The sequence below is a fragment of the Streptomyces kryoterrae genome (genome assembly GCF_054072135.1).
The window spans coordinates 7,801,026-7,820,590 of record NZ_CM133358.1; the positions used below are offsets into that span (position 1 = coordinate 7,801,026).

22 protein-coding genes and 1 pseudogene are annotated in these 19,565 nt (G+C 71.6%); 14 read left to right on the plus strand and 9 right to left on the minus strand.

Annotation, left to right across the window (positions count from 1 at the left end):
- The first annotated feature begins 1 nt into the window (after position 1).
- From ACW4TU_RS34565 to ACW4TU_RS34575, 3 genes are all read left to right on the plus strand, one after another.
- A complete protein-coding gene (locus tag ACW4TU_RS34565; RefSeq protein ID WP_457419720.1) occupies positions 2-940 on the plus strand; it encodes a PAC2 family protein in 939 nt (312 codons plus the stop codon).
- Positions 941-1,012: 72 nt separating this feature from the next.
- Entirely contained in the window at positions 1,013-1,621 is a 609-nt protein-coding gene (coaE, locus tag ACW4TU_RS34570) for a dephospho-CoA kinase (RefSeq protein ID WP_457419722.1), read from the plus strand.
- 50 nt (positions 1,622-1,671) lie between these two features.
- Positions 1,672-2,061 (plus strand): tetratricopeptide repeat protein, encoded by a 390-nt coding sequence (locus ACW4TU_RS34575; RefSeq protein WP_369033646.1) that lies wholly within the window; start codon positions 1,672-1,674, stop codon positions 2,059-2,061.
- A gap of 52 nt (positions 2,062-2,113) precedes the next feature.
- Here ACW4TU_RS34575 and ACW4TU_RS34580 read toward each other — a convergent pair whose 3' ends face one another.
- A complete protein-coding gene (locus ACW4TU_RS34580; RefSeq protein ID WP_457419724.1) occupies positions 2,114-2,380 on the minus strand; it encodes a DUF6343 family protein in 267 nt (88 codons plus the stop codon).
- A gap of 103 nt (positions 2,381-2,483) precedes the next feature.
- On the opposite strand from ACW4TU_RS34580, the gene ACW4TU_RS34585 reads away from it, so the two are divergent.
- The 4 genes from ACW4TU_RS34585 (at position 2,484) to ACW4TU_RS34600 (ending at position 5,334) form a co-directional block, all read left to right on the plus strand.
- Entirely contained in the window at positions 2,484-3,434 is a 951-nt protein-coding gene (locus tag ACW4TU_RS34585) for an acyltransferase domain-containing protein (protein ID WP_457419726.1), read from the plus strand.
- Positions 3,435-3,496: 62 nt separating this feature from the next.
- The gene (locus ACW4TU_RS34590; protein ID WP_457419728.1) at positions 3,497-4,186 is read left to right on the plus strand and encodes a class I SAM-dependent methyltransferase; all 690 of its coding nucleotides are present in this window, start codon (positions 3,497-3,499) and stop codon (positions 4,184-4,186) included.
- Positions 4,187-4,234: 48 nt separating this feature from the next.
- On the plus strand, positions 4,235-4,777 hold the full coding sequence (locus tag ACW4TU_RS34595) for an MOSC domain-containing protein (protein ID WP_457419730.1): 543 nt from the start codon (positions 4,235-4,237) through the stop codon (positions 4,775-4,777).
- 89 nt (positions 4,778-4,866) lie between these two features.
- The gene (locus ACW4TU_RS34600) at positions 4,867-5,334 is read left to right on the plus strand and encodes a DoxX family protein (RefSeq protein WP_457419732.1); all 468 of its coding nucleotides are present in this window, start codon (positions 4,867-4,869) and stop codon (positions 5,332-5,334) included.
- 137 nt (positions 5,335-5,471) lie between these two features.
- Here ACW4TU_RS34600 and ACW4TU_RS34605 read toward each other — a convergent pair whose 3' ends face one another.
- Entirely contained in the window at positions 5,472-5,993 is a 522-nt protein-coding gene (locus tag ACW4TU_RS34605) for an RNA-binding S4 domain-containing protein (protein WP_457419734.1), read from the minus strand.
- Between the two features lie 140 nt (positions 5,994-6,133).
- Between ACW4TU_RS34605 and ACW4TU_RS34610 the strand changes: the two genes are divergently transcribed.
- Positions 6,134-6,907 carry a uracil-DNA glycosylase gene (locus tag ACW4TU_RS34610; RefSeq protein WP_457419736.1) on the plus strand — a complete coding sequence of 258 codons (774 nt, stop codon included), beginning with the start codon at positions 6,134-6,136 and terminating at the stop codon, positions 6,905-6,907.
- Positions 6,907-7,878 (plus strand): prolyl aminopeptidase, encoded by a 972-nt coding sequence (gene pip / locus ACW4TU_RS34615; RefSeq protein WP_457419738.1) that lies wholly within the window; start codon positions 6,907-6,909, stop codon positions 7,876-7,878. Before ACW4TU_RS34610 ends, pip begins: the two co-directional genes overlap by 1 nt.
- A 15-nt stretch (positions 7,879-7,893) precedes the next feature.
- On the opposite strand, the gene ACW4TU_RS34620 is transcribed toward pip, so the two are convergent.
- Complete coding sequence (locus ACW4TU_RS34620) at positions 7,894-8,304, minus strand: (2Fe-2S) ferredoxin domain-containing protein (RefSeq protein WP_457419740.1); 411 nt, start codon at positions 8,302-8,304, stop codon at positions 7,894-7,896.
- A gap of 311 nt (positions 8,305-8,615) precedes the next feature.
- On the opposite strand from ACW4TU_RS34620, the gene ACW4TU_RS34625 reads away from it, so the two are divergent.
- On the plus strand, positions 8,616-9,689 hold the full coding sequence (locus ACW4TU_RS34625; RefSeq protein ID WP_457419742.1) for a glycoside hydrolase family 6 protein: 1,074 nt from the start codon (positions 8,616-8,618) through the stop codon (positions 9,687-9,689).
- 33 nt (positions 9,690-9,722) lie between these two features.
- Here ACW4TU_RS34625 and ACW4TU_RS34630 read toward each other — a convergent pair whose 3' ends face one another.
- The 3 genes from ACW4TU_RS34630 to ACW4TU_RS34640 form a co-directional block, all read right to left on the minus strand.
- On the minus strand, positions 9,723-10,193 hold the full coding sequence (locus ACW4TU_RS34630) for a GNAT family N-acetyltransferase (protein ID WP_457419743.1): 471 nt from the start codon (positions 10,191-10,193) through the stop codon (positions 9,723-9,725).
- Positions 10,194-10,547: 354 nt separating this feature from the next.
- Positions 10,548-11,504: a GNAT family N-acetyltransferase gene (locus ACW4TU_RS34635; protein WP_457419745.1), complete on the minus strand. Its 957-nt coding sequence runs from the start codon at positions 11,502-11,504 to the stop codon at positions 10,548-10,550.
- An 85-nt stretch (positions 11,505-11,589) separates the two neighbouring features.
- Positions 11,590-12,291, minus strand: coding sequence for a hypothetical protein (locus tag ACW4TU_RS34640; RefSeq protein WP_457419747.1), 702 nt, complete (start codon positions 12,289-12,291; stop codon positions 11,590-11,592).
- A 588-nt stretch (positions 12,292-12,879) separates the two neighbouring features.
- Between ACW4TU_RS34640 and ACW4TU_RS34645 the strand changes: the two genes are divergently transcribed.
- Positions 12,880-14,745 carry an FUSC family protein gene (locus ACW4TU_RS34645; RefSeq protein ID WP_457419748.1) on the plus strand — a complete coding sequence of 622 codons (1,866 nt, stop codon included), beginning with the start codon at positions 12,880-12,882 and terminating at the stop codon, positions 14,743-14,745.
- Between the two features lie 22 nt (positions 14,746-14,767).
- Here ACW4TU_RS34645 and ACW4TU_RS34650 read toward each other — a convergent pair whose 3' ends face one another.
- A complete protein-coding gene (locus ACW4TU_RS34650) occupies positions 14,768-15,718 on the minus strand; it encodes an endonuclease/exonuclease/phosphatase family protein (RefSeq protein WP_457419750.1) in 951 nt (316 codons plus the stop codon).
- A gap of 147 nt (positions 15,719-15,865) precedes the next feature.
- On the opposite strand from ACW4TU_RS34650, the gene ACW4TU_RS34655 reads away from it, so the two are divergent.
- The 3 genes and pseudogenes from ACW4TU_RS34655 to ACW4TU_RS34665 all read left to right on the plus strand — a co-directional run bounded on the left by ACW4TU_RS34655 (position 15,866) and on the right by ACW4TU_RS34665 (position 18,222).
- On the plus strand, positions 15,866-17,230 hold the full coding sequence (locus ACW4TU_RS34655) for an amidohydrolase (RefSeq protein ID WP_457419752.1): 1,365 nt from the start codon (positions 15,866-15,868) through the stop codon (positions 17,228-17,230).
- Between the two features lie 142 nt (positions 17,231-17,372).
- A pseudogene (locus tag ACW4TU_RS34660) lies at positions 17,373-17,879 on the plus strand (DUF899 family protein).
- Positions 17,880-18,048: 169 nt separating this feature from the next.
- Complete coding sequence (locus ACW4TU_RS34665; protein ID WP_457419754.1) at positions 18,049-18,222, plus strand: hypothetical protein; 174 nt, start codon at positions 18,049-18,051, stop codon at positions 18,220-18,222.
- A gap of 29 nt (positions 18,223-18,251) precedes the next feature.
- On the opposite strand, the gene ACW4TU_RS34670 is transcribed toward ACW4TU_RS34665, so the two are convergent.
- On the minus strand, positions 18,252-18,704 hold the full coding sequence (locus ACW4TU_RS34670) for a hypothetical protein (protein ID WP_457419756.1): 453 nt from the start codon (positions 18,702-18,704) through the stop codon (positions 18,252-18,254).
- Complete coding sequence (locus ACW4TU_RS34675) at positions 18,695-19,369, minus strand: ATP-binding protein (protein WP_457419758.1); 675 nt, start codon at positions 19,367-19,369, stop codon at positions 18,695-18,697. Before ACW4TU_RS34675 ends, ACW4TU_RS34670 begins: the two co-directional genes overlap by 10 nt.
- Positions 19,370-19,565: the final 196 nt, after the last annotated feature.

A 19,565-nucleotide genomic window follows, 5' to 3' on the forward strand; every position in this document is an offset into this window, starting at 1 on the left:
TGTGCTTGATCCGCAGGGTTTGTACGCATGGGAGCCGAAAGGCCTCGCCGTCGTCGACATGGCGCTGGCGCAGGAGTCGGCCGGTCTTGTCATGCTCTACCACTTCGACGGATACATCGACGCGGGCGAGACCGGTGACCAGATCGTCGAGCGGCTGCTCGACACGCTGCCCCACCAAGTGGTCGCCCGCTTCGACCACGACAGGCTCGTGGACTACCGGGCACGCCGCCCGCTGCTGACGTTCAAGCGCGACCGCTGGACCGACTACGAGGTGCCCACACTCGATGTGCGGCTCGTCCAGGACGCCACCGGAGCGCCTTTTCTGCTGCTGTCCGGACCCGAGCCGGACGTCGAGTGGGAGCGCTTCGCCGCGGCTGTCCAGCAGATCATCGAGCGCCTCGGCGTACGCCTGTCCGTGAACTTCCACGGCATCCCGATGGGAGTCCCGCACACGCGTCCCGTGGGGCTCACCCCGCACGGCAACCGCAACGAACTGGTGCCGGGCCACCGCAGCCCCTTCGAGGAGGCGCAGGTCCCCGGCAGCGCCGAGGCGCTCGTCGAGTACCGCCTCATGGAGGCCGGCCACGACGTCCTGGGCGTCGCCGCGCACGTCCCGCACTACATCGCCCGCTCCCCGTACCCGGACGCCGCCCTGACCGTCCTGGAAGCCATCACGGCGGGCACCGGCCTGGTCCTGCCCGGCATCGCGCACGCGCTGCGCACGGACGCCCACCGCACCCAGACGGAGATCGACCGCCAGATCCAGGAGGGCGACGAGGACCTCGTGGCCCTGGTGCAGGGTCTTGAACACCAGTACGACGCGGCTGCGGGTGCCGAGAGCCGGGGCAACATGCTCGCGGAACCGGTCGACATCCCCTCCGCCGACGAGATCGGGCTGGAGTTCGAGAAGTTCCTCGCGGAGCGGGAGGGCGAGGGCTGAGCCCTCAGGGGCCGAGCCCTGGCAGACGCCCGGTCGGTGACGCTGTCAGTGGCAGGCCCTAAGCTGCCGGGCATGCTGACAGTGGGCCTGACCGGCGGCATCGGGGCCGGCAAGAGCGAGGTGTCGCGGCTGCTCGTCGCGCGGGGCGCCGTCCTGATCGACGCGGACCGCATCGCGCGCGAGGTCGTCGCGCCGGGGACCGAAGGTCTCGCGGCGGTCGTCGACGCCTTCGGTACGGAGGTGCTCGCCGAGGACGGCGGCCTGGACCGGCCCAAGCTGGGCTCGATCGTCTTCGCCGACCCGGAGAAGCTCGCCGTGCTCAACGCGATCGTGCACCCCTTGGTGGGCGTCCGCTCCCGCGCGCTCGAAGCCGCCGCGGCGGACGACGCCGTCGTGATCCACGACGTACCGCTGCTCGCGGAGAACGGTCTCAGGTCGTTGTACGACCTCGTGATCGTCGTCGACGCGAGCGCCGAGACACAGCTCGACCGGCTGGTGCGGCTGCGCGGCATGACGGAACACGACGCACGCGCGCGCATGGCCGCCCAGGCCACCCGCGAGAAGCGCCTGGAGATCGCTGACGTCGTCATCGACAACGACGTTCCCCTGGAGGAGCTGGCACAGCGCGTAACGGACGTCTGGGCGGATCTGGTGCGCAGAGCGCGGACGGCGCGGGAATAGCGCTGCCGTGGCCGGGCGTTGAACCGCCCCAGTGAGGGAAGGACTCAGCCGTGCCCGAGACCAGCGGATGGACCGGACGTACTCCGGAGACGCATGTCATCGACTTCCGCGCGGCCGAGCGACTGCTCGCCGCACGTGATCCCCGTGGCGCGGTGAAACTGCTCGACCCCGTGATCGCCGCGCACCCCGAGAACACGGCCGCCCGACTGCTGCGCGCGCGTGCTTTCTTCGCCGCCGCTCAACTGCGTCCCGCCGAGCTGGAGTTCACGATCGTCCTGGAGCGTGAGCCGGACAACGCGTTCGCGCACTACGCGCTCGCCCGCACCTACGAGCGCCAGCGCCGACCCGAGCAGGCCAAGCGCCACTTCCGGCTGGCGGCGGCGCTCGACCCGAACCCGCGCTATCTGGAAGCGGCGCGCTTCGACGACTCGCCGTCCTGAGCGGCCGACAGCGCCAGGTTCGATGCCCCCGGGTTCACGCGCGTGCGGGTGTTCACGGCCCGCGTTGTTCCGGCGGCCGGTACGGCGGGATGTCGGGACCCGGCTGGTAGTGCGGGCCCTGTCGGATGTGCCGGAGGATCATGGTCAGGTCGATCGTGACGACCAGCCACAGAACACCGCAGGCGGCCGCCCACCCGGGGCGCCCGGCAAGCGCGAACGCGGCCGTCCCCGCGATCGCCCAGACCAGCCCCCACACGCTCAGCCACAGGCGTGCCCGCAGGGCACTGCGCGCTGTCGTCGGCTCACTGCCTGTACGCATGGGAACCACTACTCCTTCCTGCAACGTACTCTTCGCTCCGGACGTTCACCAAGGGCCGTCGGCCGGGCCGCCGGCCGCTGAGACGACGGGGGAGAACCACACCGTGCTACCGGATGCCGACGACCTTCCCGAGATCCTGCTCGACCTGGCCGTACCCCATGAGGACATCAACGAACTGGTCGCACTGCGAAGCCTGTTGACCCGCGACTTCGGCGCGATGCGGCTCCTGGAGGAGTGCGTCGAGGGGCTGGTGCGGGACATGGGGGAGATCGGCGGGGCGGCGCCCTGGCCCGGCGAGCGGGTCGCGGAGCTGTTCGGCGGGCGGTCGGACGGACGGGCCAGCGGGGAGCCGGGAGCACTGAGCCGGTATTTCGCCGTGTACGCGTTCCTCGCCGCCCTTCCGTACGTACGCGCTCACCACCACGCCCTCGGGGTTCCGCCCGAGGTGTCCCGTCGTACGCTCGCCGATCTCGGGCGGAACATGGCGCTGCACCGCAGGAGGCACGGCCGGGGCGGTGTGGAGACGACGTGGTGGCTCGGCCTGCACTTTCACGGGGAGCTGTTCCAACTGGGGCGGCTGCAGTTCCAGCGGGCGCGCGTGGGGGAGCGGACGGCGGAGTTGCTCGCCGCCACCGGTCCGGCCCCGGACGCCGACGCCATGTGTCTCAGCCTGCACATCCCCGACTTCCACGGGCCGCTGTCGCCGGCCGCCTGCGATCGGTCCCTCGCACTGGCCCTGGACTTCTTCGCGCGGCACTTCCCGGAGGAGCGGTACACGGCCGGGGTCTGTCACTCCTGGCTGCTGGACCCGCAGCTCAAGCGGTATCTGGGGGCGGACTCCAACATCGTCCGCTTCCAGGAACGCTTCCGGACCGCGGAGGACGCGGGCGAGCCGGCCGACTCCCAGCCGGTCCAGTTCGTGTTCGGGAATCCGGATCTGCCGGTGGCCGAGCTGCCCCGGCGGAGCACGTTGGAACGGGCCGTCGGAGACCATCTGCGGGCGGGCGGCCACTGGTACATCGGGCACGGATGGTTCCCGCTGCCGACGGTTTGACTCGAACGGGTGAACAGGCCAGAGGTGGGAACGGCCGTGCCGGCACGGGCCGTTGTGCGGGTATGAGGCTGAGAACGCGACAAGGATACGAAGGCACAGGACCGGGGGCGATCACCCCGGACGGCTGCGCGGTGGAGCTCTACTCGAGGCTGCCGATCGGGGACGAGCCGGACATCATCGCCGCGGCGGTGCCCGCAGGCGCGCACATCCTGGAACTCGGCAGTGGCGTCGGACGCATGACCCACCCGCTCCTGGAGCGCGGGTTCACGGTCACGGCGGTGGACGAGTCGGCCGAGATGCTGGAGCGCGTCCGGGGCGCGCGCACGATACGCAGCCCGATCGAGGATCTCGATCTGGGCGAGAAGTTCGATGTGGTGATGCTCGCGTCGTTCCTCGTGCACGCCGGGGACGCAGAGGTCAGGCGGGGGCTGCTGCGCACCTGCGCCCGGCACCTCGCAAAGGACGGCCATGTGCTGATCCAGCGCGAGGGCGCGGACTATCACACGAACCTGCCGCGCGAGCGAGTCGGCCCGAGCGGGTCCACGATACGGCTGGTGTCGTCGGAGCCGGTCGGGGACGGCGTCCACTCGGTGCGCGCGGAGTACGAGTTCCCGGACGCGGTGTGGACCCAGACCTTCCTGGCCCGGCCGTTGACACCGGAGCAGTTCGAGGAGGCTCTGGGGGAAGCGGGGCTCACGGTGGACCGGTATCTGACGGAGGACGGGGTCTGGGTGAGGGCGGTGAGTGGGTAGGGGAAGCGTGTAGCGAACAGGGAATACGCGGGCGAGGGGATTCTGAGGATGAGCGGCATGGTCGTGGCGGTCAGCAGCAACGGCGGGTACTCGTTCAGTAAACCGAACCGGGACAGCGTCAGACTCCTGGCAGGGCTGGGTGTGGAGGGGGACGTGCATGCCGGGACGACCGTCAAGCACCGCTCGCGCATGGCGAAGGACCCCACGCAGCCGAATCTGCGCCAGGTCCATCTGATACACGAGGAGCTCCTCACAGAGGTCGGTGAGGAGGGGTTCGGGGTGGCGCCCGGAGAACTGGGCGAGAACATCACCACCCAAGGCGTCGATCTGCTCGCGCTTCCGGTCGGCACCCTCCTGCACATCGGCGACGACGTGGTCCTGGCGGTGACCGGCCTGCGCAACCCCTGTCGTCAGATCGACGACTTCCAGGACGGCCTGCTGAAGCGGGTGGTCGGACGGGACGACGCAGGGAACGTCGTCCGCAAGGCCGGAATCATGAGCGTCGTGAAGGAAGGCGGTGAGGTGTGCCCCGGAGACACGGTCAAGGTCGAACTTCCCAGTGGACCGCACCAGGCTCTGCGCCCGGTCTGAGAAGTCCCGCCGAACGGCGATGAGTTCCGGGCCGATGCCGGGTCTACCTCTGTGAAAGCAACGCGAACCGCTTCACACAGGAGACCTCCATGTCCGAGACCACCGTTCCCGCGACTTCTCTCGACTCCACCTCCACCACGGAGGTCGCTTCCGCCAGGTCCGTGTCGGCTCGCGGGCGGCGCGCCCGGATCGCGCTGCGCGCGCTTCAGGTGGTGCTCGCCCTCTTCTACGGGTTCGCGAGCGCGCTGCCCAAGCTGATCGCGCACCCGTCGGCCACCGAGTCCTTCGACAGGATGGGCTGGGGCAGCGCGGGCATGTACACCATCGGAGCGCTCGAACTGGCCGGAGCCGTCGCGCTGTTGATCCCGGTGCTGCAGTCGGTGGCCGCGATGGCACTGGGCGCGCTGATGGTGGGCGCGTTCATCGTGCAGGTCGCTGTTTTCGACGGGCAGTACGCGGCGACACCGCTGATCCTCATCGTGCCGCTCGCCCTCATCGCCTGGGCCCGCCGAGGACACAACGCGGACCTGCTGCGGCTGGTGCGGCGCCGGGCGTGAGGGTGTCGGCGTGCGGCCGGGGGCGGCGTTCGGCGGGTCGTGGAGACCCGCTCGGGCGCCGCTGCCGTATACACGGGGCCGCGCCGGGTCGCGTCCCTGCGGGCCTTGGGGGAGAGGGGCCTGTGGTGGCGGCGACCTTACGAGGCGTCGTCGGGTGCGGTGAGGCCCCGTAGGCGCTCCATGCTCCGGCGGTCGCGTTTCGTCGGGCGGCCCGTGCCGCGGTCGCGGATACCGGCCGGGGCGACGGCCTCGCGGGGTGGCGGCGGAGGGCTGTTGTCGACGTAGCACTGGATGGCCACCGGGGCTCCGACCCGCTTGCGGATCAGGCGCTTCACCACGACGATCCGTTCCTGGCCGTCGTGGCGGAGGCGGACCTCGTCACCGACGCGTACGGCGTACGCGGGCTTCACCCGCTCGCCGTTGACGCGCACATGGCCGCCTCGGCAGGCGGTCGCGCCCATGGAACGGGTCTTCACGAGACGTACGGACCAGATCCAGCTGTCGATGCGGACGGTCTCGCCGCTCGCCGGACGGGCGGCGTCGGCCGCGGCCACCGCAGGCGCGACCGGCGGGGCCGATGCGGTGTCGGTCATGGTGCCGTCTTCGGCGTGTGCGCTGCCTTCGGTGTCCGCGCCCTCGGAAGCCCTGCCAGATGCCATGCCCTCGACCTTAGTACTCCGGATCGGGCGGACAGGACGGGTTTTTCCGGTCCTGGTTCTCATACCTGGTCCTGATACCTGATCCTGTCTTCGGCGCCTGGCTCCGGGGCGGCAGGCGTCCACAGCTCTACCGTGGACGTATGGACATCAACGGCCCGGCCGGGCTGACCGCGCTGGACGAGCGGATCGCCGGGTGCCGGCGCTGCCCTCGGCTGGTCGCGTGGCGGGAGGAGGTCGCCCGTACCAAGCGGGCCGGCTTCGCGGACTGGGACTACTGGGGGCGGCCGGTGCCGGGGTTCGGGCCGGCGGATGCCCGGCTGCTGATCGTCGGGCTGGCGCCCGCCGCCCACGGCGGGAACCGGACCGGGCGGATGTTCACCGGGGACCGCTCCGGAGATGTGCTGTACGAGGCGCTGCACGAGGTGGGGCTCGCGTCGCAGGCCGGATCGGTGAGCGCCGACGACGGGCTCGAACTGTACGGCGTACGCATCACCTCGCCCGTGCACTGCGCTCCGCCCGCCAACAAACCGACGCCCGAGGAGCGGGACACGTGCCGGCCATGGCTGGTGAGCGAGCTGGAACTGCTTCGGCCGACGCTGCGGGCCGTGGTGGTGCTCGGGGCGTTCGGCTGGCAGGCGACGCTGCCCGTCCTCGACGCGGCCGGCTGGAGCGTGCCGCGTCCGCGCCCCGCCTTCGCACACGGGGCGCGGGTCACGCTCGGCGGCGGGCTGCCGCTCCTCGGCTGCTTCCACGTCAGCCGGCGCAACACCTTCACCGGCCGCCTCACGCCCGCGATGCTCCAGGACGTGCTGCGGGACGCGGCGAGCGCCGCCGGTCTGCCCCATCAGCGGAGAGAGCGGCGGCGGTGGAAATCGGCGCCACCGGACCGGCGTCCGCACGTTACCTTGCCCTGATGGGCCTGTATCCGGAGATCGAACCGTACGACCACGGCATGCTCGATGTCGGGGACGGCAACCACGTCCATTGGGAGGTCTGCGGGAATCCGCGGGGCAAGCCGGCGGTGATGCTGCACGGTGGGCCGGGATCGAGGGCAAGTGCGAACTTCCGGCGGTACTTCGATCCGTCCGCCTACCGGATCGTGCTGCTCGATCAGCGCGGGGCCGGGCGTTCGACACCGCACGCGAGCGCCTACGACACCGACATGAGCGTCAACACGACAGACCACCTCCTGGCCGATCTCGAGCTGCTGCGGCGGCACTTGGGAATCGAACAGTGGCTGGTGTGGGGCGTGTCGTGGGGGTCGGTGCTCGGGCTGCGGTACGCGCAGACGCATCCGGAGGTCGTGTCCGAGCTGGTGCTCACCGCGGTCGCGACCGGATCCGACGCCGAAGTGGCCCTGCTGACCAGGGGACTGGGGACTCTCTTCCCCGAGGCGTTCGAGAGGTTCCGCGCCGGGGTGCCCGAGGACGAACGGGACGGGAACCTGGCCGCCGCGTACAACCGGCTGCTGGAGTCGCCCGACCCCGAGGTCCGGGCACGTGCCGCACGGGCGTGGACCGACTGGGAGACGGCCATGATCCCGGCACCGCCCCGTTCCGTACCGCGCTACGAGGACCCGGTGTTCCGCATGGGCTTCGCCCGGACCGTCGCCCACTACTGGGGCCACGACCACTTCCTGGGCGAGGGGAACGCGGGCGCGGAAGGCGTCGTACTGCGCGACGCGCACCTGCTCGGGAACATCCCCGGCACCCTCGTCCAGGGCAGCCTCGACCCCGGGAACCTGCTCGGCACGGTCTGGCGGCTCCACCACGCCTGGCCCGGCAGTGAGCTGATCGTCGTCGACGAGGTGGGGCACAACGCGGGGGCGCCGGGCATGGTGGACGAGCTGGTGGCGGCCACGGACCGGTACGCAGCCCGTGGCTGAGCCGGCTGCCGGCGGCTAGCGACGACGGGCACGGGTGCGTTCGCCCGCTGACTGTACGAACTGGAGTTCCAGCGTGGGTGGGGGAGCGACGACACCCGGGCCGCCCGCCTCCGCCCAGCGAAGTATCTCTTCGGTGCAGTCGTCGCCCATGGACCAGCCGATCCACACGGCTTTCCCGCCCCGTCCGCGGCCCTCGCCCGAGGGCTGTACGACGATGACGTTCGCCTGGTCGCAGGGGCCGAGGCAGTCCGTCGTACGGACCGCGAGGCGCCCGGCGGAGGCCGTGGCCGCCGCGCGCAGCCGCTCCAGCTGCCAGTCGTGGTCGTAGCCGGGGTACTTGCGCGGGTCGCCGCAGCAGCAGCCACGGCAGACGACCAGCGTGCAGGGGCGGGTGCGGGCGGCACCGATCACCGTACGGGCGGTCACAGGTCGCCCTTCAGGTTGTTGCCGGCCGAGGCCGGGACGCGGTCGAAGCGCTCGGTCGGCTCGTGCACTGCTTCGAGCGGTTCGATCTTCGTCATGGGCCCATCTTCGCCGACCCGGGGGTGCGTTACGGCGTCTGGGGGCTGGTGGCCGCCGGTGGGGTGATCCTGGGGCGGCTCGGTGGTGCTGTGCGCGGTGCCGGCCGGTGGTGACCGCAGACTCCGGGGAGGTCGGATCGTCGTCGCCGGCACGGCCCGTCGGCGACGGGAACGGAGTCGCCCGTGCCCAGGTTGCGCAGATCAGCCAGGTTGCCCATGTGGTTGCCGCGAGCCCTTGTCGTCGTACTGCTCGTAGGGGGCTGCTGTGTGGGGGTGCTGGGGACAGGGGAGGAGAGTGACCGTAGGGCGGGGCCGGGGACTGGTGCGCCCGCCGGTTCCGGGGAGTACGCGGTGGGGCGTGTAGGGGCGGCTTTCGAACCGCTCTGGGTGGATCCTGGGTCGCGTGCGGCGCGGCAGGCCGCCGAGTGGCGGGTCGTGGGGCGTGCGGCGGACGCCGAGCTGATGGACCGTATCGCGAGCCGTCCCCAGGCCGAGTGGGTGACCGGGCAGAGCCCTGGGTCCGTCGTCCGGACGGTCACCACGGCCGCCGCGCGCGCCGGGCGGACGGCGGTGCTGGTGGCGTACGACATCCCGGGCCGGGACTGCGGGCAGTATTCCGGTGGCGGTGCCCTGGGCGTGCTGGACTACCGCACCTGGGCGGACGAGTTCGCGGCGGGCCTCGGTGACCGGGGTGCCTATGTGATCGTCGAACCGGACGCCGTCGCCCAGGTGGTCGCGGGCTGCGCCCAGGTCGAAGCGCAGGAGCGGTACGCGCTGCTCGCCTACGCGGTCGAGCGGATCAAACGGCAGCCGCACGCGCGTGTGTACCTCGACGCGGGCAACTCCGGCTGGATTCCGCAGCCGGAGCGGCTGGTCGAGGCGTTGCGGGCGGCGGGGGTGGGACAGGCCGACGGGTTCGCCCTGAACGTCTCGAATTTCCAGACCGACCAGGACAGTTCGGTCTACGGCGACGCACTGTCGAGGGCCCTCGGCGGCAAGCACTACGTCGTGGACACCAGCCGCAACGGCAACGGCCCCTACACGGGTACTGACACCGGTACTGACACCGCGACCGACACAGGTATCGGTACGGACGCCGAGCCGTGGTGCAATCCGCCGGGACGGGCCCTGGGGACACCGCCCACGACCGTCACCGGCCGTCCGCGGCTCGACGCCCAGCTGTGGATCAAACGGCCGGGCGAGTCCGACGGCGGCTGCCGGGGTGGCCCGCCGGCCGGGCAGTGGTGGCCGTCGTACGCCCTTGAACTCGCCCGCAACGCACGGTCGTGAGCCTGGGCCGGGCATGCGATGCCCCTGCACGGGCTACGGCTGCCAGACGTACCGTACGTCCGGCTCCCGCTCCTCGTTTCCGCTGCCGTCCGTGTACTCGACGGCGACGAAGCCGTGGCGTTCGTAGAAGCGGTGGGCGGGCTTGTTGACCTGGAAGGTCCACAGGGTCAGTCCACCCGGGCTGCGCTCCTTCGCGAGGGCGATGCAAAGGCCGCCGATGCCGTGGCCACGCCAGTCCGCGAGCAGGTACAGCTGCGACACCTTGTCACCGGCGAGCACCATCACGCCGACGATCCCGTCCGACGACGCGTCCGCGACCCAGGTCTCGTGGTGCGGCACCACCACGTCCCGGAAGTAGTCGCGGACCTCGTCGTCGGACCGTGGCCAGGCGACGGTCGGCAGGGCGGCGGCTCTGGACCGAAGGAGGACGTCGGCCGCTGCGCCGGCATCGTCGGCTGTCGCACGGCGGAGGGTGAATTTCGGGCTGGGGGAGGAAGAGGTCACGGGGGCGGAGCCTGTCAGAGGTGCCGCGCCGAACGCACCTGGATTTACCGGCCCCAGCGCGCCCGGCAGCTCCGAATCTGCCTCCGAATCTGCCTCCGAATCTGCCTTCGGGTCCTCTTCCGGCTCCGGGACGGCGGCTGTTGCCGTGATCTCCGCCAACTGCCCCGGGTGGCCGAGGCAGGTGACCGTCCGGAGTGGCGCACCCAGGCCGACGATCGCCTGTTCCGTTTGTCGCACGGGACCGCCCACGCCGACGATCCGCCCCTCCGCGTCCACTGCCTGCCTGCCTGCCCGTCCGTCCGTGGTTGTTCCTGCGTTCGCGCCTCAGGTCTTCTCGGCTGCCTCGAAGGCGTGTCAGAGGTGGCGCGTGTGGGACGACTGGCCGTACAGGCCCGTCAGTCGCCAGCCGTCGTCGCGTGCCACTCGCTCGAAGACCTCGATCTTCCGCGCGAGCCCCTCCGGGTCGCCGATGTCGCACCAGCGGCCCGCGACCGCCTCGGCCCATTCCTCCTTCCCTCTCACCAACGGCAGTCCGCGCACGGCGAGATGCAGCGCGAGTGTCGACCGCGCGTAGTACCGGACGGCGTTCAGCTCATCACAGGTACGGGCGTACTGCTCGGTCTCCCGCAGCCGCAACCGCCCGTCCACGGCAGCGGCGACGAGCAGCGGGACCATGGCACCGGGCGCGCACGCATCCGGATCCGCCACCAGGAACGTCAACTCGCCCTCGCTCTCCGCGACTTCGTACCGGGGCAGATACGACAGCCGGGCGAGCCCGAGCGCGTGCTTCCACGACGTCACCCACAGACCCCGGTTGAGGTAGTAGCGAACGCTCCGCTGCCAGGTCCAGCACGTGTCGAGGCGGAAGCCGTGCAGGCTCTCGGCGCGGCACGCCTCGTACACCGTGTCCAGCGTCGACGAGGCGAGGCCGCGCCGCCGGGCGACGGGATGGACGTACAGCGACGAGACGCGCAGCGACCCCACGCCGCTCGGCCAGGTGTCCACGGCGATGGTCCCGAGCGGCACCCTCGGCCGCTCGCCTTCCCTGTCCTCGGTGGGGTTCCGGATCCAGTACCTCCTGCAGTAGTCGTCGTGTTCGTACTCCCGTCCGGACGCCCCGAGTCGGAGGCGTAACCGCTTCTCGTGCGAGGCCGTGATCGAGTCAGGATCCGTGCACTCGCCGAGGGCGCCCTCGGCGAGTGAGGCCAGGTCCCAGCGTGCGAACCGCTGCCCTTCGGCGGGCCCGACCGGGCTCAGGCCGGGGCACGCCGACAGACGTTCGTGCACGCGCAGGGCGAGATCATCTTCCATGGCCGGAGCGTAGGGACGTCGGTGGTGTGCCTGTCCGGCTCGGGAGGGGATCTCACCTGGGGATTCACCTTCGCGGTGGACCCGCTCATTGGTCGCGTGTTTGCCTCTCGCACTCCTGTTCAAGTGGTGGATACGCCTCGGCGATGGCCGCGCAGATCCGTCGGCGGAGCAGTTCCGCGGCCTCGGCCCGGCCGGAGTCCCGCTCGCCTCCCGGCAGACCGTCCAGCAACTGGTCGTAATGACTCATCCGGTGCCGCAGATAGTCGACCTTCCAGGGGGCGAGGGAAGCCCGGCCGACATGGCCCGTCTCCCGCGCGGAGCCTCCGTCGGCCGGCTCGATCGGGCCGCCGGCCGCCGCCTCCTGACGAGCCCGGTGTTCCACCGCCCGCAGGGCCAGCTTGCCCGGGTCCAGGCGCGGTACCTCGATCGGCTCGGTCCTGATCCGCTCCAGGGTCTCCAGTCGGCGGCGCTGTACGGCGTTCCGCACCGCCTCCGACCGTCGCGCCGAGGATTGCGCCACCTTCCGGTACTCGTCGGTCCGCTCGGCCGCCGTGACCCGCTCGACGCGGTACAGCCTGACCTGCGGCGCCGCCCTGAGCCGTGGATTGACGCTGAGGCGGTCCGGTGTCCCGAGCAGCCGGTGCACCATCCCGCCGGTCCACCCGCGAGCCCGCAGTCCCGCCGAGGAGACGTACCGCTGCCCGTCCTCTTCGTAGCCTTCGTCGTGCTGACAGCCCTGATGTTCCTGGCTGTCCTCGAAGCTCTGATCACTGGCATGGCAAGCCATGGCTACCTCCCCCGTAGCTCGGTCGTGACGCTCTGTGACGACACCTCCAATTGAAGCGCCCACCACTGACAATCACCCGAGCCGCCATGGAGCCAGGAGTCGAACGGTTCGCTCTGGGGCGGTCAGGACCAGACCGAGTCCGTAGCCGATCGTGCCCTCAACCATCGTCATGAGGGCTCTGATCTGCGAGGGGACGCCGAATCCGCGACCCGGCCCAGGAGCGCCGGCGTCTGGCGCGCCGCCGCGCTCTCCGGGCGCAGGGCCTCCGCGTGTTCTCACGCCCGTTCGTACGCGACCGGGTCGGCGTCCGCAGGAACCCGCGCTGCGCGAGCCGTTGGTGCGTAGCGTGGCGGGGTTCGGCGGGATCTCGGGTGCGGACCTCGGCGTTCCTGCCGTGGGCCAGGGGCATCGGGAGGCGGGAGGGTGCCCGGCGTTGCGTTCATAAAGAACGCGGGTTTCCCGCCGACCGTCACCTCCTCGAAATACTCGCGCCCCATCTCCTCCACCGACCCGATCTACGGTGGACACCACAGCCCGGCCGACGTCGCCCGAAGGCATCGCACCCCGCCCTCGCCCGACAGGAGCCCTGTGTCACGCCCCACCAGTACGCGCCCGCGTTTCGCCCTGCCGCCCTGGCTCGCCCACGCGCTGCGCGCCCAGCGGGGGCCCGTTCCCTGGAACGCGGTCGTCCGGGGTGCGCTGGCCGCGGGACCGTTGCTGCTGGCCGGCGTGCTGGCCGACCGGACCTCCCTCGGTGTCGTCGCCGCGCTCGGTGCCATGCTCGCCGGGATCAACGACCGGCCGGGCAGCCGGCGTTCCTCCGTCAGGCGGCTCGGCGTGCCCGCGTCGGCGGGGGCTGTCGGGCTGGTCGTCGGGACGTACGCCGGACAGCAGTTCGGAGCTGTGCCGCTGACCCTTCTCCTCACCGTTCTCGGGCTCCTCGCGGGCGGTGTCAGCGCCATCGGGCCCGTCGCGTCCGGCGCCGGTACGCAACTGCTCGTCGCCGCCGCCATCGGGGCCGGGATGCCGTTGCCCGAGCCGGGCTGGGAACGGGCGCTGTTCTTCGTCGCGGGCGCCGGCTGGCTGCTCGCCCTGCGGCTCGCGCTGCCCACCCCCGGCGGCGGCGCCGGTGACTTCCGCTTCGACGGGGAACGTGCCGCCGTCGCCGCGGTGTACGACGCCGTCGCCCATCTCCTCGACGCCGCCGGTACGGACGAGGCCGGCGCCCGGCGCGTCGCTCTCACCGCCGCGCTCGACCACGCCCAGGACGCCCTCGGCGGACCCCGGCTCCGCCAGTACTCCAGTTCGAGGGACGAGCGGCGGCTGCGCACCCAGTACGCCGCCGCGCTGCCCCTCGCCGAGGCCGCGACCGCTCTCGCCTGGACCGGGGACGCTCTCCACGCGCGCGTGGCGGAAGGGCCCCGGCGCCTCGCCGCCGCCGTACGGACCAACACACACACCGGGCCGCTGCCCGCCCCCGCCCGCTCGGCACCCGGGCTGCGCGCTCTCGACGACGCGCTGCTGCACGCCGCCGACGCCTTCGACCGGGGCGGCGACACGCACGACCTGCACACCCGGCGCCGTACCGTCGCCTCCCTGCTCCGTACGGCCGTCGACTCCGGTGGACGCGAGTACGGGCTGCGGGTGGCGCTCTCCTTCGGGGCCGGGGCGGCCGTCGCCCAGGCGACGCACCACGCCCACTGGTACTGGATTCCCGCCACCGCGGTCTTCCTCGTCAAGCCCGACCTGGGGCCGCTCGTCTCGCGCGTCCTGTGCCGGGCCGCGGGGACCGTCCTCGGGGCCGTCGTGTTCGCCGGGCTGGCCGTTGTTCTGCCCCGGCCTGGAGGGCTCGTCGTGCTCGTCGCCGTGTGCGGTGCGCTGATCCCGGTCGCCACCCGGCACTTCGCCGCCCAGACCGCCGTCGTCACGGTGCTCGTGCTCGCCCTCGTGATGGTGGGCGGCGAGCCCCAGGCGTCGTGGAGCCGGATCCTCGAGACGCTGGTCGCCTGTGCCCTCGTACTCATCGTCGGACATCTGCCGATGCCCGGGCAGCGCGGCGGGGGTGTTCGGGCGCGGCTGGCGCGGGCCGCCGAGGCCGCTCAGGCGTACCTCCAGCATGTGATGAGCGGCTCGGACGACCGGCACGCGCGCTGGATGCTGCGTCGCGAGGCCTATCGCGCGCTCGCCGAGGCCCGTACCGCCATCGCGCACTCCGCGGCCGAACTGCCCGCCCTGGCACGGCACACCGAGGGCACGGAGGAGGTCGCCGCCACCCTCGAACGACTTGTCGACACGGCAACCGCCTGTGCCGTCCACCTCGACGACACCGGACGCCTCAGCCGGCGGCACACCGAACACCTCTCCGAACTCCTGGACGAACTCGCCGAACGGCGCGAACGCGCCGGGCTGCGAATGCGTGTCCCGCGCGCGGGTGAGACGCCCCTCGCGGGCTGAGGGCGGTTCCGCGCTGATCGTGTCAGTCGATGCGTACCCATACCGGTGCGTGGTCCGAGCCCGGTGCGTCCCGTCGGTCCTCCGGGTCCGGGCCGACCGACGGGAGGGCGGGCGCGCCGTTTCCCGGCAGGCCCGTGCCCGCCTCCACCGCGCGGTGGACCAGGCGGTGGCTCAGGAGGATGTGGTCGATCAGTTCGCGGCGCCCCGAGGTGATCCGGGAGTAGCGCTGTTCGGCCGGGATGAGCGGAGCCACGTCCCACAGGCGCGTCGCATCGCCGTTGTCGTCGTGGTCGTAGCCGGGCGCGCCGATCTCCGAGCCGGGCGGGCCCAGCAGGATCTGGGTGGTCGCCGCCTGCACCTCGTCGTTCAGATCGCCCAGGACCAGCACGTCCCGCGTACGGCCCTCACCGGCCAGCAGGCCGTCCGCGAGGGCCCGCAGCGCGGTCGCCTCGGCGGTGCGCCGGTACAGGGCGTACGCGCCGAAGCGGGCCCGTTCGCCCTCGTCGTGGGGCTGGAAGCGGCCGTTCGGATACGACAGCAGCTTCGACTTCAGATGGGCGACGGCCGCCCGTACCGGCCCGCCCCCGATGTCGGCCTCCACCGCCAGGAAACCGCGGCCCGCCACGGAGATCTCCAGGCCCGAGTCGTCCACCTGCACCGGAGCCAGCTTCACCGGGAACACGTTCGTGTCGGCGAGCACCTCGAACGGCACGCGGCCGAGGAAACCCACCCGGATGCCCCGGCTGTCCGGGAGCCGCGAGGTCGCGACACTCCAGCCGTCGCCCAGCAGGCCGGCCAGATCACCCAGCGCCTCGGTGTCCCCGACCTCCTGGACGGCGAGCAGCGTCGGGTCGAGTTCCGTGATCACGGCGGCGAGGGCGGCGAGTTTCGCCCCGTACGCCGCCTCGTCCTTCGGGCCGGACGGCCCGCCCGGGCGGTAGAGGTTCTCCAGGTTCCAGGTGGCGACGAGCATGCCGGCTCCCCCTCAAGTCCCAGCAGGTTCCGCGAGTTCCGCGGTGACGCGTCCAGGGTGCCCGCGCCGTCGCCCCCGGCGACAGGGCTGCGCCGGGATGCGCGGTTCACGTCGCCCACGGGCACGACCGCGCCGTACGGTGGCCGCATGACGCCTTCTCCCGCTGCTCCCGCGGATCTCGTCATCACCGGCTGCACCGCTCTCCTCCACACCGACGCCGGCGAACGGATCGAGTTCGCCGAGGACGCCTCGATCGTCGTACGGGGAGGGATCATCGAGGCGATCGGGGTGGGCGTCGATCTCCCGGACGCACGTGAACGCATCGACGCGAGCGGGCAGTTGGCCATGCCGGGGCTCATCAACTGCCATACGCACGCCCCGATGGTCGCGTTGCGCGGGATCGCCGAGGACCTCCCCACCGAGGAGTGGTTCAACGACGTCGTGTGGCCGATCGAGTCCAACCTCACCGACATCGACGTGGAGCTGGGCGCGCGGCTCGCCTGCGCCGAGATGATCCGCGGTGGTGTCACCTGCTTCGCCGACCACTACTTCTCGATGGAGACCGTCGCCGCGGTGGTCGAGGAGTGCGGGATCCGGGCGCACCTCGGTGAGGCGTACTTCTCCTCGCAAGGTCCCCAAGGACGCCAGAAGTCGCTGGAGTTCGCACTGCGGCACCGGGGCGGCGCCCATGGCCGCATCACCACCGCCCTCGCCCCGCACGCCCCGTACACCGTCGACGACGCCGACCTCGCCGCCACCGCCGACCTCGCCCGCGAACACGGCCTGCCCGTGCACATCCACGCCGCCGAGAACCGCGACCAGACCGACACCAGCCTCGCCCGGCACGGCCTCACCCCGATCGAGATCCTGGCCCGCGCCGGCATCCTGGCGGGCGACCTCGACGTCCTCATCGCGCACGGCACCGGCATCATCGAGCGCGACCTGCCCGTACTGGAGCGCACGAACGGACGTACGGCCGTGGCGACCGCGCCCCGCGGATACCTCAGGTTCGCCTGGCCCACCACCACTCCGGTGCGCGCCCTGCGCGAGATCGGCGTCCCCGTCGGGCTCGCCACCGACGGCGCCGCCTCCAACGGCTCGCTCGACGTGTGGGAGTCCATGGCGCTGACCTCGCTGATCCAGAAGTCGACCGAGGGCGACCCCCGCTGGCTGACCTCCCGGCAGGCCCTGCACCACGCCACGCTGCAGAGCGCGCGGGCGGTGGGACTCGGCGAGCGGATCGGCAGCCTCGCGCCGGGCCGGAAGGCCGACATCATCCTCGTGGACCTCACCGGGCCGCACACCCAGCCCGTGCACGACCTCGCCGCCACCCTCGTCCACAGTGCCCGCTCCTCGGACGTCAGTACGACGATCGTCGACGGCCGTGTCCTCATGCGCGACCGCGAGCTGCTGACCCTCGATGTGCCGGGAATCGTCCGGGAGCTGAGGGAGCGGCTGCCCGCGCTCGTCGACCGGAGTCACGGCAGGCGGATCCAGGAGTACGACGCCTGAAGTCCTGCCGCCGGCGCCGATGAGTTTCGCTTGCCCCACCGGTCCACCCCTGAGAACGGACGGTTCCACAACGGGGCATGGAGGGGCGATGACACTGCCGCGGATCGTTTCGCGCGACGAGTGACGGGCGGCACGCGAGGCGTTGCTGGCCAAGGAGAAGGTCGTCACGCGCGCGTGACGCGCTTGGCGCCGAGCGTCGCGAGCTGCCCATGGTCGAGGTCGACGCGGAGTACGTGTTCGAGGGCGGCGACGGCAAGGCGACCCTGCTCGACCTCTTCGAGGGCCGCCACCGGCTCCTCGTCCACCACTTCATGTTCGCCCCCGAGTCGACCGAGGGCTGCCCCGGCTGCTCGGAGTTCCTCGACGACGTCGGTCACCTGGCGCGCCTGTGGGCACGCGACGCCTCGTTCGTGGCCGTGTCCCGGGCGCCGTACACGCGATCCTGGTGACGTCCGAGAGCGCGCGGGAGGTCGTCGAGCGGTCCGGCGCGAGCTGCTTCCTGCGGGACCGTGACCAGGTCTTCCACACGTACCCGGCGTACGGACGCGGCCTCGAAGGCCTCGGCTCGGTCACCAGTTTCCTGGACCTCATGCCCCTGGGACCGCCGATGGGCGGCGACCGGGTGCGCCATCACGACGCGTACGAGTAACTGATACGGAAGGTGACGAAAGGGGCGCAGAGGATGTAACAGGATGAGGTCATCCTCACATCCGGCGGTGAACGAGTGTCAACTACGTCTCAGTACAGTCATTTGGCGAGGACCTTTCTCCATGATGAGCGTTTAACTCTATGAGATCAGCGCTACATGGAGGTGCAGGGTGAACGGGCGAAAGGTGCTCGAACGCTTTCCCGCCGGGGGACCGCGTGGTTCCTGGCCCGCGGAGGAGTTCGCGCAGGCGCGGCGCCTCGAGGGCCAGGCCGCGGAGGTCGTCATGGACATCGCGACGGACATGTTCCTGGTGATCGTCCCGGGCGGAGCCGTGGGGGAGTGAAACGGCCGCCGGGCCCCTCGTGAAGAGGTTCAGGCGCTGATCGGCCTCGACCACGTCGGAATCGTCCCCGTCACCTGGCACAGGGCGAGGTAGAGGGGTATCGGCGGGGTGTACGGCAGGGTGTCGTGCGGGCGGTGCAGGAGGGGCGGGATGCGGGGGGTGTCGAGGACCACCGCTCCCGTGGAGTAGTGCGCCGGGGAGGGCCACTCCAGGGCGTAGTCGGAGTCGGCGGGGACGAGCCACCACCAGTGGCCCGCGTCCGCGTAGACACAGCCCACGCGCGGTAGCCGGGGCAGTATCTGGGGGCCGAAGCGGGCGGGCACCGCCACCGCGTCGCAGCCCAGGGGGGCGGTCATGCCGTCCGGTATCGGAAGGTGCAGGGAGTTTCCCGGGTGGGGCGGACTGTGCAGGCCGCGCTTCACGCGCACCAGCGTGTCCATGCTGACGACCCGGCCACCCGCGGACGAACCCCTTACACCCATTCGGCCTCTGTCCCCGTCCCCGTTGTCGCGTGCCCCTGAAACCGGTGGCGCCCGTGGTGTCCGTGGTGCGCCTGCGCGTCGTCGGCGGGCTCCGGTTCCGGGTCGCCGGCCGTGCCGGGGCGGGGCGGTGGCGCGCCCCAGCCGAGATCGCCGCGGGCCGCCGTGCCGTCGTGGGCCTCGGCGCCCGTCCGGGCGAGTTCCGCCCAGACCAGCAGGCCGGGGCCGTGTTCCTGGGCGCCCCAGGCCCTGCACATGGCCTCGACGAGGAGCAGCCCCCTCCCCTGCTCGTCATCGGGGCGCTGTGGCGACTGATGGGGCACACCAGGAGCGCAGCCCTCGTCACGCACCGCTATGCGCACCAGGTCGTCTCCGTCGTGCAGCTCGCAGACTATGTGGCTGCTCGCGGTGTGCACGATGGCGTTGGTGACCAGCTCGGTGACGACCAGGGCCGCCGTGTCGCAGGTGTCCTCGCAGACCGACCAGCCCGTGAGCCGGGCCCGCGTCAGGCGGCGGGCCTGCGCGGGCGAGCCCGGATGGGCGGCCAGCTCGAAGCGGAACCGGCGCTCGGCCGCTGTACCGGGGCGCAGCGAGGCTGCGGACCCGGGACCGGAGCGGTCCGCGGCGGCGTCTGTTCCTAAGGGCGGGGACGGAATCACGCTTGCCACTATCTCCCCGCCGTGAACACTTGGCAAGTGTCACTCTGAAAAATGCAGAGTGCGGTGTGACGGAGTGGAACGGCGTGGCACACTGCTCGCAACAGCACGCGGAGCGGCGCCAGTTGGGACTTTCGGCAGGTTTTCGAATAAACCTTCGAACGAATTCCCGGTGGCGCCGCCGGGCTGTCAGGAATCTTCACCGGCG